At 45.5% G+C, this 14427-nt stretch carries 10 protein-coding genes; 4 read left to right on the top strand and 6 right to left on the bottom strand.

Features of this window, described 5'->3' with window-relative positions:
• Window positions 1–286: 286 nt before the first annotated feature.
• The 4 genes from AC0J2X_RS03710 to mutS form a co-directional block, all read right to left on the bottom strand.
• Entirely contained in the window at window positions 287–1018 is a 732-nt protein-coding gene (locus AC0J2X_RS03710; RefSeq protein ID WP_472995764.1) for a hypothetical protein, read from the bottom strand.
• A 145-nt stretch (window positions 1019–1163) separates the two neighbouring features.
• Window positions 1164–2456 (bottom strand): phosphopyruvate hydratase, encoded by a 1293-nt coding sequence (gene eno / locus AC0J2X_RS03705; protein ID WP_014975823.1) that lies wholly within the window; start codon window positions 2454–2456, stop codon window positions 1164–1166.
• Between the two features lie 59 nt (window positions 2457–2515).
• Window positions 2516–4147: a CTP synthase gene (locus AC0J2X_RS03700; RefSeq protein ID WP_061094373.1), complete on the bottom strand. Its 1632-nt coding sequence runs from the start codon at window positions 4145–4147 to the stop codon at window positions 2516–2518.
• Window positions 4148–4303: 156 nt separating this feature from the next.
• Window positions 4304–6925: a DNA mismatch repair protein MutS gene (gene mutS, locus AC0J2X_RS03695; protein ID WP_472995846.1), complete on the bottom strand. Its 2622-nt coding sequence runs from the start codon at window positions 6923–6925 to the stop codon at window positions 4304–4306.
• A 143-nt stretch (window positions 6926–7068) separates the two neighbouring features.
• On the opposite strand from mutS, the gene AC0J2X_RS03690 reads away from it, so the two are divergent.
• From AC0J2X_RS03690 to AC0J2X_RS03675, 4 genes are all read left to right on the top strand, one after another.
• A complete protein-coding gene (locus AC0J2X_RS03690; protein WP_278347206.1) occupies window positions 7069–7608 on the top strand; it encodes a CinA family protein in 540 nt (179 codons plus the stop codon).
• A gap of 120 nt (window positions 7609–7728) precedes the next feature.
• Window positions 7729–8775, top strand: a complete 1047-nt coding sequence (recA, locus tag AC0J2X_RS03685; RefSeq protein ID WP_278347205.1) for a recombinase RecA — start codon at window positions 7729–7731, stop codon at window positions 8773–8775.
• A gap of 321 nt (window positions 8776–9096) precedes the next feature.
• Window positions 9097–9918 (top strand): ABC transporter ATP-binding protein, encoded by an 822-nt coding sequence (locus tag AC0J2X_RS03680; RefSeq protein ID WP_278347204.1) that lies wholly within the window; start codon window positions 9097–9099, stop codon window positions 9916–9918.
• On the top strand, window positions 9902–11098 hold the full coding sequence (locus tag AC0J2X_RS03675; RefSeq protein ID WP_472995763.1) for an ABC transporter permease: 1197 nt from the start codon (window positions 9902–9904) through the stop codon (window positions 11096–11098). The genes AC0J2X_RS03680 and AC0J2X_RS03675 overlap by 17 nt, the downstream gene beginning before the upstream one ends.
• A 136-nt stretch (window positions 11099–11234) precedes the next feature.
• Here AC0J2X_RS03675 and AC0J2X_RS03670 read toward each other — a convergent pair whose 3' ends face one another.
• Entirely contained in the window at window positions 11235–11552 is a 318-nt protein-coding gene (locus AC0J2X_RS03670; protein WP_472995762.1) for an EscU/YscU/HrcU family type III secretion system export apparatus switch protein, read from the bottom strand.
• A 10-nt stretch (window positions 11553–11562) separates the two neighbouring features.
• Entirely contained in the window at window positions 11563–14148 is a 2586-nt protein-coding gene (locus tag AC0J2X_RS03665; RefSeq protein WP_472995761.1) for a flagellar hook-length control protein FliK, read from the bottom strand.
• Window positions 14149–14427: the final 279 nt, after the last annotated feature.

The raw sequence follows: 14427 nt of genomic DNA, 5'->3' as shown, positions 1-14427 counted from the left end.
TAGCGACAATGTACCCATGTGGCATGAAGAGGTCAACCATTGTTTACAATAATGAGTATATTTTTCGTGTATAAATACTTTCTTTTAATTATTTAGGATACTTGTCCTAACGATCTTGGCCTGAGAGCAACGTGACCAGTAACTACAGCCATTTGTGAGGGGGTTAATTTACTATGTATGATGTTGGTTAGGATGTTTGTACTAAATTTGGCTGTGGATATGCAAAAGAGATTGTGGTTTTTTATGCGAATATGATGGGTTTTTATTCTTTCTGGGGCTTTGTTACCTATTTAAGCAGCGTAAAGTTCTTCCAGTTGATTTGAGTCGATAAGCGCATTTCGCGAAGGGATAAGGCACGTGGTGAACGCTTGGTTTTAAAGCTCCATGCATGGCCACAGCATGCAGCGGTCATTATCGCCTTTGAAGGCCGCAGCAGTATTTTGTTTTGAACTGAAAGTGCCGTGGCCGCTTCCGTTTCATCGCGTAGTGGAGTTGAAGAAATGCACTCCCCTGAATTGGCAAACCATCCATTTTTGTTCAGATGGAGCTGGGTATTGTCTTGGTTTACCATATCAATGGAATCAAGCTCAATGTGAGAGCCTTCCATATTTAAAATTAAAACAGGTATAACAAGACCATACCTAGCGTTTTTTCTATACCACGCTTCTCGCTTTTCTACATCGTCTAAATGATTAATGCCGGGGCACTTTGCAGATTGCTTGGCATACCAACTTCCATTATGGGTATCTGTTTTTAGCGGGGATGGATTGTTTGCGATGCCATTACTAATCATATATCGAGCAATAGCTTTCACGTGATAGGGAAGCCCGCCCATTCGACGCTTTAGCAGCGATAGGTTTTTTATCTCGCTATGAGCTAGAGAGACGATTTCTCTTTCATACAGAGCAGTACATATTTCATTGAATTGAGGGTGGCTTCCGCCGAGTTCACCAGCTTCACTGAAAAAGCCAACTTGGGAGTTGGGTATAGAGTGGGAAAGTTTGTCGCTTGAAGCCATCGGGATTATCAAATTCCTGTCTAAAGTCTTTTAACCCTAGCAAGATTAGGCGCTTGTTGCTACATGGTTTCATTAAACAAGGCGAAAAATAGACATAAAAAAGCCGCTATATAAAGCGGCTTTTCATCATTGTCTCAAGCTTAAATTATTGACCTTTAATTTCGCTGCGGCCTTTGTAAGTTGCAGCGTCACCTAGTGCTTCTTCGATACGAAGTAATTGGTTGTACTTAGCAACGCGGTCAGAACGGCATAGTGAACCCGTCTTGATTTGGCCCGCTGCTGTACCTACTGCTAGGTCGGCAATAGTGGCGTCTTCAGTTTCACCAGAACGATGAGAGATAACTGCCGTAAAGCCTGCATCTTTTGCCATTTTAATAGCGTTAAGGGTTTCAGTTAGTGAACCGATTTGGTTGAACTTGATAAGGATTGAGTTACCAATACCGTTATCAATACCGCGCTTAAGAATTTTAGTGTTAGTTACAAACAAGTCGTCACCAACTAGCTGTACTTTGTCGCCAATCTTCTTAGTTAGGCTTGCCCAGCCGTCCCAGTCGCTTTCGTCTAGGCCGTCTTCAATTGATACAATTGGGTATTGTGAAGAAAGGTCAGCAAGGTAATCGCCAAACGCTTCTGAATCGAAGCTCTTGTCTTCACCAGATAGTACGTATTTGCCTTCTTTATAGAATTCAGACGCCGCGCAGTCTAGTGCAAGGGTGATGTCTTCATTCATTTTATAGCCAGCGTTTTCAACGGCTTCTACGATTACTGCAAGCGCTTCAGCGTTTGAGCTAAGGTTAGGGGCAAAACCACCTTCGTCGCCAACTGCCGTGTTAAGGCCTTTAGCAGAAAGTACTTTCTTAAGTGCGTGGAAGATTTCAGCACCCATACGTAGTGCTTCTTTGAAGCTCTTCGCGCCAACAGGCTGTACCATGAACTCTTGAATGTCTACGTTGTTGTCAGCGTGCTCACCACCGTTGATGATGTTCATCATAGGTACTGGCATAGAGTATTGGCCAGATGTACCGTTTAGGTCTGCAATGTGCTCGTAAAGCGCTACGCCTTTTTCCGCTGCAGCCGCTTTAGCTACAGCAAGAGAAACTGCAAGAATTGCGTTCGCACCAAGGGTTTCTTTGTTTTCTGTGCCATCAAGGTCAATCATGATGCCGTCGATATCAGCTTGCGCTAGTGCGTCTTTGCCGATAAGCGCTGGCGCGATGGTATCGTTAACTGCTGCAACTGCCTTTGTTACACCTTTACCTAGGTAACGAGACTTGTCGCCGTCGCGTAGCTCTAGTGCTTCGCGGCTACCAGTAGAGGCACCAGATGGTGCTGCAGCACGGCCCATTACGCCTGATTCTAAGTATACATCTGCTTCTACGGTAGGGTTTCCGCGTGAATCTAAGATTTCGCGTCCGATAATGCGACTGATTTTCGCCATGTTTTTTCCTCAACAATTGAATGGGGTGCAACGGGAGAGAGCACCCCTTTTATTAGAAATTAGTGATTTTCTTTCTGGTATTTTCCTGCCGCAGCAACGAAACCAGTGAATAATGGGTGTCCATCCCGAGGAGTTGATGTGAATTCAGGGTGGAATTGGCCCGCAATGAACCAAGGATGATCAGGGATTTCCACCACTTCTACAAGTCGCTTGTCAGTGGACAAACCACTTACTTTCAATCCTGCAGCTTCAATTTGGTCACGCAGGTTGTTGTTCACTTCGTAACGGTGACGGTGACGCTCATAAATTTCGGCATTACCATACATCTCATGAACTTTTGTACCTTCAATAAGGTGGCAAAGCTGGCTGCCTAAGCGCATAGTTCCGCCAAGATCTGAGTTTTCTGTGCGAGTTTCAGTTGTTCCTGCAGCATCTAACCACTCAGTGATAAGGCCGACTACAGGATAAGGCGTTTCAGGGTCGAACTCTGTGCTGTTCGCATTTTCCATACCTGCAACATTACGCGCGTACTCGATAAGCGCTACCTGCATACCTAAGCAAATGCCAAGGTAAGGGACTTTGTTTTCACGGGCATAACGCGCAGCAGCAATTTTACCTTCTATACCGCGTTCGCCAAAGCCGCCAGGCACCAAGATAGCATCTAGTTTTTCTAGAATTTGGGTACCTTTACTTTCCACGTCTTGTGAGTCAATGTGGTGGATGTTCACAGTTAGACGGTTTTTAAGGCCAGCATGCTTAAGCGCTTCATTAACAGACTTATAAGCGTCAGGTAATTCAACATACTTGCCTACCATGCCAATGTTAACTTCTGCGGTAGGGTTTGATTCTGCGTAAAGTACTTGTTCCCACTCAGATAAGTCGGCTTCTTCACACTCAAGACCGAAGCGGTCTACAACTAACTGATCCATGCCTTGTGCTTTAAGTGCAGCAGGGATGCGGTAAATGCTGTCTACGTCTTTCAAAGAAATAACGGCTTTGTCAGCAACGTTTGTGAATAGGGCGATTTTCGAGCGCTCACTAGCCGGCAATGCACCTACTGAACGACAAACTAGGATATCTGGTTGAATACCAATAGAGCGAAGCTCTTTTACCGAGTGCTGCGTAGGCTTAGTTTTTACTTCACCTGATGCTGGCATATAAGGTACAAGAGTTAGGTGCATGAACATAGCGCGTTCACGGCCTACTTCGGTACCTAGCTGACGAATTGCTTCCAAGAAAGGTTGTGACTCGATGTCACCTACGGTTCCGCCCACTTCAACAATAGCTACATCGTGACCTTCAGCTCCTTCAATTACGCGGCGCTTAATTTCATTGGTGATATGAGGGATAACCTGAATAGTTGCACCAAGGTAATCACCGCGACGCTCGCGCTTTAACACTTCTTCATATACACGGCCGGTAGTGAAGTTGTTGCGCTTAGTCATGCGGGTGCGAATAAAACGCTCATAGTGACCAAGATCAAGGTCGGTCTCAGCGCCGTCATCGGTAACAAATACTTCACCATGCTGGATAGGGCTCATAGTGCCCGGGTCGACATTGATGTAAGGGTCGAGTTTTAACATGGTTACGGTGAGACCGCGAGCTTCCAGAATTGCGGCCAACGATGCTGCAGCAATACCTTTACCTAGCGATGAAACTACACCACCGGTGACGAAAATATAATTTGTCATGCGAAACCTAGAACGTTTGGGTTGTATGGTAAATATAGGCTGAGTTTAGAACAAAACCAGCTACACTTTGGACGGGGCGATAGTATACGCAAATTCATGTGGGCAGACAATCAATTTGCCCACATGATGCGCAATTTATACGCGCTTAAGCTTGCTTTAAGACTGGCTCAGGCGCTTAAGTGTGTAGATAAGGTCTAGCGCTTGGCGCGGTGATAGCTCATCGGGGGATAAGTTTTCAAGGGCTTCTACAACCGGGTGGGGCTTATCAGGGAACAGCATTTCAGCTTGGCCTTTGGTATTTGATGTAGCTTTACCTGATGCGCTTGTTTTATTTACATCTTTTACCGAGCGCTTCGCTACAAAAGCCTCATCGTTGGCTTTTTCTGATCCATCTTCCGTGCTGGTCATAAGGTGTGATGATTCCAACACCGCAAGCTTCTGTTGCGCCGCTTTTATTACCGCCTTCGGTACGCCTGCAAGTTGGGCAACCTGTAAACCAAAGCTTTTGCTCGCTGCGCCTTCTGATACGGTATGCATGAAGCGTATGGTATCTTCAAACTCCATCGCGTCTAAGTGCACATTCACTACGCCACTTTGCGTTTCCGGAAGTTCAGTTAGTTCAAAGTAATGCGTGGCAAAAAGTGTATAAGCATTCAACTGCTTTGCTAAATAACTTGCGCATGCCCACGCCAGTGACAATCCGTCATAGGTACTGGTACCACGGCCTATTTCATCCATTAATACAAGAGAGTTTTCTGTGGCATTGTTTAGAATGTTCGCCGTTTCTGTCATCTCAACCATAAAGGTAGAGCGACCCGAGGCTAAGTCATCTGATGCGCCTATACGGGTAAAGATGCGATCAAGTTTTCCTATGTGTGCATTTTCTGCAGGCACAAAACTCCCAATACAGGCCAACAGGGCAATGAGCGCGGTTTGGCGCATATAGGTCGACTTACCGCCCATGTTCGGGCCGGTAATAATCAGCATACGGCGCTCGGAGTCTAGCTGAAGCGGGTTAGCAATGAAGGGATCTTTCATTACATTCTCAACCACAGGGTGGCGACCGGCATCATAAGTAAGCGCACATTCTTGACTCAAGTGAGGTCGATACCAGTCGAGGGAGACTGCCCGTTCGGCAAAACAGCACAGCACATCGAGCTTGGCTAGCGCTGCGGCGGTTTCAATTAAGTTGTTTAAGTGTGGCGCAAAGTTGTCAAACAAGGCTTCGTAAAGCTGCTTTTCAAGAGCAAGTGCAGCACCCTGACTGCTTAGCACTTTATCTTCGTGCTCTTTAAGTTCTGGCGTTATATAACGTTCAGTGTTTTTAAGGGTTTGTCTTCGAATATATTCAGCAGGCGCTAATGCACTGTTGGCCCGGCTAATTTCAATAAAGAAGCCATGAACTTTGTTATAGCCCACTTTTAGCGTAGAAATGCCGGTGCGCTCGCGCTCACGTTGTTCCATAGCGTCTAAGTAGTCGGTAGCGCCTTGTGATAGCTTGCGCAATTCATCAAGTTCGGCGTTGTAGCCCTCGGCAATCACGCCGCCATCCCGTATTACCACTGGCGGGTTATCAATAATGGCATCGTTTAACAGGGCTTGAAGCTCGGGGTAAGTGCCAATGGTTTCGCTGATACTTCTGACTTGCCCTGTGTCGAACCGCGCCAGCGCATCTTGTAAGTCAGGCAGCGCATTAAACGCATTTTTTAGGCGAGCAAAGTCCCGTGGTCTCGCTGAACGAAGGGCTAAGCGCGCCATAATACGCTCAATGTCACCAATGTGTTTGAGCGCTGCGCGAATATCTTCAGGGTCGTCATTAATAAACGTTTCAACAGCATCCAAGCGGCTGTGCAGTTCATGTTGATCAGTTAAAGGCGAGTGAATAACCCGCTGTAACATGCGGCTACCCATAGCTGTAGTGGTGGTATCCATCACGCTGAACAGCGTATTTTCCTGTCCGCCCGACAAATTATGGGTAAGTTCTAGGTTTCTGCGGGTGGCGGCATCAAGCTGCACGCGGCTGTCTTGCTGTTCGGTCTGAATGCGGCGAATGTGAGGCAGAGCAGTACGCTGGGTATCCTTTACATATTGTAAAACGCAGCCCGCTGCGCCTAAGCCTTTAGTGACGCCTTTTATTCCAAAGCCATCTAATGTTTTGGTTTCAAACTGTGCGTTTAGTTGCTCTGTGGCGGTATCAATGTCGAATTCCCATTCAGGACGGCGTCTAAGTCCTTTGCGGTTTTCAATAAGAGATAAGCTTTCAAATCCTTCAGGATAGAGTAGTTCAGCTGGGTTAATACGCTGAATTTCAGCAAGTAGGCTTTCATCGCTGTCACATTCAAACACAACAAAACGACCGCTTGTAACATCTAGGGTTGCCAGACCATAGTACATACTGTGACCACAAACGGCGGCCAGAATATTGTCGCGACGTTCTTCTAACAGCGCTTCGTCGGTGACTGTACCGGGCGTAACAATGCGTTGTACTGCGCGTTCAACAGGGCCTTTACTGGTGGCTGGGTCGCCTACCTGTTCACAAATGGCTACTGACTCGCCCATTTTCACTAAGCGTGACAGATAACTTTCTACCGCATGATAAGGCACACCAGCCATAGGAATAGGTTCACCACCAGATTTTCCTCTGGCTGTTAATGAAATATCCAGTAATTCAGCAGCTTTTTTGGCATCGTCGTAAAACAACTCATAAAAGTCGCCCATGCGATAAAACAGTAAAATATTCGGATGCTGCGCCTTAATAGTCAGGTATTGGCGCATCATAGGAGTATGTGATTCCAAAAAATGCCTCTGCGAATTTGTTGCTGGGTTTAATGCCTGTTGAGGGGAATAAATGATAAACTCACGCCCACTAAGATCAAGCGAAGATCTGATAAAGCACAACAGGTGTAATTAGGTATATCCAAATGAGCAAAACATTTTCAACTGATTCGACAGCAAACTCCACCCCTTTAACGCTTGATAGCGCATTATCTGCGCAAGTTCAGGTGTTAGGCGACGCACTAAGGGAAAAAGGTTGGACTGTATCAAGCGCTGAGTCGTGTACAGGCGGAGGAGTCGCTTTTGCTTTTACCAGTGTGGCTGGCAGTTCTGATTGGTTTAACCAATCCTGGGTGACGTACTCAAACGACGCAAAGCAAAGCATACTGGGCGTAACAGAGCAGACGCTAAAAGAGTACGGCGCGGTGTCGAAGCAAACGGTAATTGAAATGGCAGACGGCGTGCGCCGTAATAGCGGAGCGCAACTTGTTGTAACGGTGAGTGGCATTGCCGGTCCTGGCGGTGGTAGCGAAGAAAAACCAGTGGGCACGGTATGGTTCGGCTTTTTATGTGGAGAACACGAAGCGCAAATTAAACAGGTGTTTAGCGGCAATCGCGACGAAGTACGTCAACACGCTATTAGCTTTGCGATTACTCACTTAGTTAAAATGTTGAGTGAAAATTAAAAACACTGGTTGAAACTGTATGCTTGTACAGTATAGAATGTGATCATTATTTGGTAATTTCATACAAGATATGGAAAACACCAATACAGAATTTAACCGCAAATCCTAGAGGATACATACGTGGACGATAACAAATCAAAAGCTTTAACTGCCGCAGTTGGCCAAATTGAAAAGCAATTTGGTAAAGGCGCAATCATGCGCTTAGGCGATAACCAAGCCATGGATATTGAAGCGATTTCTACTGGCTCACTTACCATTGATATCGCTCTAGGTATAGGCGGTTTGCCATGTGGACGAGTTGTCGAAATCTACGGACCAGAATCATCAGGTAAAACCACGCTAACACTTCAAGTCATTGCTGAAGCGCAGCGCAAGGGTAAAACCTGTGCCTTCGTTGATGCGGAGCACGCCCTAGACCCGGTATATGCTGAAAAGCTTGGCGTAAACATTGACGAGCTATTGGTATCTCAGCCTGATACTGGTGAGCAAGCGCTAGAAATTTGCGACATGCTTGTACGTTCAGGTGCGGTAGATGTTGTTATTGTTGACTCGGTAGCGGCGCTTACACCTAAAGCTGAAATTGAAGGTGACATGGGTGATTCTCACGTTGGGCTTCAGGCGCGTCTAATGTCGCAAGCGTTGCGTAAGCTAACTGCAAACATCAAGCGTTCAAATACACTGTGTATCTTTATTAACCAAATTCGTATGAAGATTGGTGTTATGTTTGGTAACCCAGAAACTACAACCGGTGGTAACGCGCTTAAGTTCTACTCTTCTGTTCGTCTAGACATTCGCCGTATTGGTGCAGTAAAAGAAGGCGACGAGGTAGTGGGTAACGAAACCCGTGTTAAGGTAGTGAAAAACAAAGTTGCTCCTCCGTTTAAGCAAGCTGAATTTATGATCCGCTACGGCGAAGGTATCAGCAAAGAAGCTGAGCTTATCGACCTTGGTGTTAAGCAAAAGCTAGTTGATAAAGCGGGTGCTTGGTATAGCTACAAGGGCGACCGTATTGGTCAAGGTAAAGCGAACGTAATGAAGTTCTTGAAAGAGAACCCTGAGATCGCAAACGAGATTGAAACCAAGATCCGCCAAGAACTTTTGCTTTCTAAAACAATGAAAGTAGAGGAAGCGGCACCTCAGCAAGAAGACGATGTGCTTCCTGAGTAAAATTAGCGCTTAACCGCATATTAAGTTAAGAACCCACCGCTAGGTGGGTTTTTTTATGGCTTCATCAAAGGGTATATTAAGAAATATTTACTAACACTTAATGCAAGGCTGAAACTTGTACAACAAATAAAAACAAGGAATGCTGTAATAAATATTTGTAAGTACAGACTACTAGGTTGCAATGGCCATTACTGCCAAAGCTGGTTAGTACGCTAAAACAATTTTAAACAAATAGAACGGCATAATTTGCGGCTACAGCAAAGCAAGCCTACAACAATAATGAACGGTGCTACTGTTCACACGTGAGAAGAGGGAAGGGAAATGATTGAAATATCAGGCCTTGCTAAGCGCTTTGAGGTGGAGAACCCGAAAAAGCTTAGTGAACAGGAAAAAAAGGACCCGCGATTAAAAGGGCGCTATTTCCAATCGGTAAGGGATGTGTCGTTTACTTGCGAAAAAGGACAGGTACTTGGGCTATTAGGGCCAAATGGAGCAGGCAAAACAACCACACTTCGCATGCTTTCAACAGCACTAAAGCCTGATAGCGGGAAAGTTATTATTGGTGGTGAGGATGTGCTTTCCAACCCTAATATTGCCCGTAAGAAAATTGGCTTTTTATCTAGCTCGACGGGCCTTTATGGTCGTTTGAGTGGTCGGGAGAATATTAGCTACTTTGGTGAGTTGCACGGTATTCCAAAAAATGTGATTAACGCGCGTATTGAAGAGTTAGCTGACTTACTTGATATGCAAACCTTCCTTGATAGACGAGCCGAGAATTTCTCGTCAGGGATGAAGCAAAAAGTTTCTATTGCGCGTGCTGTTATACACGAGCCTGAACTAGTGGTACTGGATGAGCCCACTACCGGCCTTGATATTATGGCAACCAGTACTGTGATGGAATTCATTCAACGCCTTAAAGATAAAGGTATACCAGTAATTTTCTCTACTCACCATCTTGATGAGGTGCAAACCCTTTGTGACAAGGTGACCGTGATTAACCAAGGTGAAACGGTATTTAACGACTCGCTAGCTGCCTTTAGCGCTTTGTCTGGTAATGACGGGGCTGGCGGGCAAATGCATAAGAGCTTCCTAAAAACACTATCAATGGATTCTGAGGAGATGGGCAATGTGGTTAATCTTTAAAAAGGAATTCAAAGAGCTATTACGGGATAAGAAAACCATTATATTCATGATTGGTTTACCGCTTTTGTTATTCCCAGCGATTTTTGGTGTCGCGTTCTTTTTCATGAGTTCAGCGGCGGATAAAGCGGAAAACAAAGTACTGAAATACGCGATAGTTGGTGAAGCTTACGCGCCTGCAATTGTGCAGTCTTTTAATGACGCATCAGATAAGTTCGAATCGGTTGCGATTGGCGATGAGACTGACTACGCCAAACTCATCAAAAACGAAACATTAGATTTTGTTTTGGTTATTCCCGAAACCTTTAATAGCGATGTTTTGCGTACAGGTCAGCATAAAATTGAGCTTTATCTCAACGATGCTGGTCTAAATAAGGTGATGGGGCGCGTATCCGACATCATTGATGAATATACCGATGCATTCCAACAAACCGCTTTTGCGCAGCTTAATCTAGATGAAACTCAGCAAGAGGCCTTGCTAAAGCCAATCAAGATAGAAAAGCAAAATGTCGCCGACGATCGCGAAGTTTGGGGTGAACGCTTAGGCGGTATGTTGCCATATTTCATCTTCATCTTGTGCCTTCAAGGCGCTATGGCCCCAGCGGCTGACTTAGGTGCCGGTGAGAAAGAGCGGGGTACATTAGAAACACTACTTATATCGCCGATGGACCGTCATAAGCTGGTATTGGGTAAATTCTTTACTATCGCTATTGCGGGGATAATTACTGCGCTTATTACCGTTTCTTCCATGGCTATATGGGGGCTGGTGTTATCGCAAGGCATGGCCGTTGAGTTTGTAGTTAAGATCATGTCGATGATTGGTCTTGTGGACTTCTTGCTGATCTTTCTAATGCTAGTGCCGGTAGTAGCAGTGTTCGCCGCTATCCTACTATCACTTTCAATTTATGCTCGCTCGTTTAAAGAGGCGCAAAGCTACATGGGGTCGTTAATTATGGTGGTTATTTTCCCTGTAATTATAGCCATGATGCCGGGTGTAGAGCTTAAAGGCGGCTGGGTTTGGGTACCGCTGACTAACGTTGCTTTGGCGATGAAAGAGCTGTTCAAAGGTACCATGGACTACTTTGCGCTCTTTGGCATATTTACGTCTACCGCTGTGATTGCAACCGGATTGATTTTCTTCTGTATCCACTGGTTTAATAAAGAAAAGGTTCTGTTTAGATAACAAAACTACTTACCTAGCACTCTTGTAATAGGCCCGCTAAACGCGGGCTTATTCTTTATTGAAGCAAGGCTTTTTTATGTGGTGGACAAAATTGATACTCGAAGTGCAGGTTCAATACGCTTTAGTTTTGTGTTTACTACACTTCAAAGTCGATACGCTTGATAATTCCCTCCCAACCAGGAGGGATTTTTCCTTGAAGTACATAAGAATAGGCAAGCAACTCGGCAATTACATAATACAGCGATTCAGGGATATCTTGCCCCACATCAAGGGTAGCAAGGACTACGCTTAAGTAAGGGTCTTCATGAATTAATATCCCGGTTTCTTCAGCCATGGCTATAATGGCTTCCGCCAAATCTCCGTAGCCTTTTGCTACCACTTTAGGTGCGTTTTTCTTATCGCCGCCGTCATATTTTAGGCCGATGGCGAGTTTTGTCTTTTGCGAATCAGTCATAACGCTTTACCTAAACCCTAGTTTCAAAGATTTGATGAGGGCGCGAATTTAATGTGTCCGGTATGTGGCCTCGCTGGTAGCTGGTGTTTTCAACAACCAGACCGAGCGACGTAAGACGTTTATGTAAATAGGGTAGGGTGTCTCCGATACGTTTAAGTACCTCATCACTTGAGGCATACAAATCTAAAGTAATGGTGCTTTTATCAATTTTAGATTTTGCCAACACTTGTCCGCTGTCACCAATATCCAGTTTCATCGTGATATTCCAAAGAGAACGCTGGCCTGCTTGTGCGTGCTTATTGTTCTGGCCACCCTGCTCTCGTTTTATCAAGAGTTCTGGTGGACTTTGATGTTGTGAAAGTGATGGCAATATGTAATAGAAACTATCTTGCCCTTGAATACGGCTATCTACATTAGCAATTTTGTTTTGCTGGTGGCTACTTAGCAGCGTTTTAAGTTGAGAAAGCAGCTGTTGTCGGCCGTCTAGCTGGTTCATGTCTTGGCTAACGCGACTTGGTTGAGCCGTTACCCCCATATTCGCTAACGTTTTTGAAACGATAGAGTCAGGCGCATCTATTTGCGTTTTTAAGCCAGGCTGACGCTGCATGGCACGCCCCGATAGTGCTAATTGAATCAAAGCAACCAATCCTTGAACAAAGCTGGAAGCGTTTACGGGCGAGGTTAAGTTTATTGGTGTGGTAACGAGCGCCTGTGTAGATATAAGCTGCTGCAAGCGTTGCGACAATCCTTGTTCATTCATATCTAGCGCTAGTTTCTTTGTTCCGCTTTTTACCACCTCGATAGCACTTTCATTCTCGCCAGCTACGCTCTCATTTGATTTTGAACCCGCTATAGTGGCGTGACTATCTGAAACCACTGGCGCTATTTCTGCCCCTTTACCTTGTGTAGCCGCCAGTTGTGCAGCGATATTGCTCAGTAAACTATTTGATAAGCCTTTGGCCTGTGAGCTTAACGCTTGTGCGAGAGAGGCAAGTGATACAAGCGAGGGTTTACGCCCACTGTCTTTTCCTTGCAGGCCATTATTCTCTGCTGAAGCGGCATCTTTCCCTTCAGTTAATATAGCTTTTGCCGATGCTAGCAGTTGTTCCTTGGGTGGCTTTGGAGGGCCGATAAATTCCCCATTGGATACCTTGGCTTGAGAAGCCTTCGCGTTGAGCGCATCAAGGCCTTTAAGTTGCTGCAAAATTTTATCAAAATGCTGAGCTTCATGTGCTTGAGGAGCGCCGCTGCCTGGCGGTGACTTTCCATTCTCAACAATAGCAACGAGTTGGCTTAATGCTTGGCTGGTACTGCCTGTTTGGCTCAATAATACCCGAGAAAGTGTACTAATTGCGTTGTGTACATCCGTTCCTTTAAGCGATGTGGGAGCCGCTGCTTTTAGGTTTGTAATGGATGAAGAGGCTTCGAGCGAGCTATTTCCCGTGACGGCATCGAGCCCTTTCGCCGTCACTTTTGGTAATTGTGTAAGGTCAAGTTTATTTACCTGCTCCAGATTCAAAGTTGGAGCCGAAAGGGAAGGGGCCTTGCTCTGCGGCAAACTTATTTGTAATAACGCGCTTTGTTGCGCAGTGCGAATTGAGAGTTTGCTACCCGTTAAGGTTAACACTGAGAGCACTTTTAACGCGCTGGTGTCTGCACCTGAACTTTGTAACAGCGCGTTAAGTTGTGGCGGGTTACTCAAGTTATGCTCAACAGCAACGCCGCCTTGCTTAAGAGCGCTGGAAATTAGCTGTTGCTGTAAGTTGGTACTTACATTTTTATGGGTTATAGCGGCGAAATTATTGTGGTTGGCTCTTGGGGCAGCGCTTCCATTGGAAAAACCTTGAGAGATTTGCAGCGCGATTCCACCGTTGCTAGCTCGGCTTAGTCCTATAACAACCTGCTGGCCGACCAGCTTTTGAAGCGCTGCTTTCGCCGTGCTATCCAGCTTTTCAGTGTTTATGTCTGTAAGGGGAACACCCTCGTTTTTAGCCGTGGTGAGAATGAGTTGCCCAAAGTTTTCGCTCTTTGTAGAAATAGAAAGCTGACCCTTAAGCGTAACGGCGGCGTTATTTGCAGCCAGAGCTTGTGCCACAGCTTTCAGTAATCCAGCTTTATCGGGCGCAGACAATGACACGCCTTGTTGAGACAAGCGTGTAGAAAGCAGCACTGCAGACTGAGTGTCTACCTGACTTTGAGAAGTATTTTGAGCACTTTTCGCTTCTGGGCCTGAGATATGATCAGGGGAGGTAGGCAAAAGTGCAAGCTGCGCATTATTAATTGCTTGGTTAGAAAGCTTAGCGCTGACTTCTGCGGGTAAGGCAACGTTGAGTACTTGAGCTGCTGACGATACATTATTTGGTGTCACCGTTATCGATAGCACTCGTTCAGGTAAGCGTTCAACTATTACTTTCGCGGCATTATCTAAGGTGGCTGCCTGCGACAGCGCAGCGTTGGCAATAGCGGGAGAAGTACTTCGACTCGCCCCTTGAGTAGCGGCATCAACATTTACCTGTGACGGTAAAGATGTAGGGGAAGTCGTGCCCTTTGACTGATTCAGAGTCGCTGCCAATAGTGATGATAATGGTGTTGTCATAATTAAGATATCGGCACAGTCGCGCTTTTCCTTACTTATTTGAGTATAGCAAATTTGACTATAGCAAAGTGCTTTGAGGCTGTTTCATCATTAATAAGTGCTCATCGATAACGTACAGCGAAACCATTCGTTCTTAAGGCAGATGAACAATTTATTTTTGCGCAGAAAGACAACTCACCCTTGTTCTACTGGCTCTGTGGAAAAATGCCTTTGTCTTTGAAGTAAATCATATTTAATTGGAATTCGCGACTGCGAAAAAGCGTTCATGTGGTAGACTAG

It is taken from the genome of Alteromonas sp. R7, from assembly GCF_055755235.1.
Note: the sequence above shows the minus strand (reverse complement) of the source record. Positions and strands in the feature narration are given on the sequence as shown.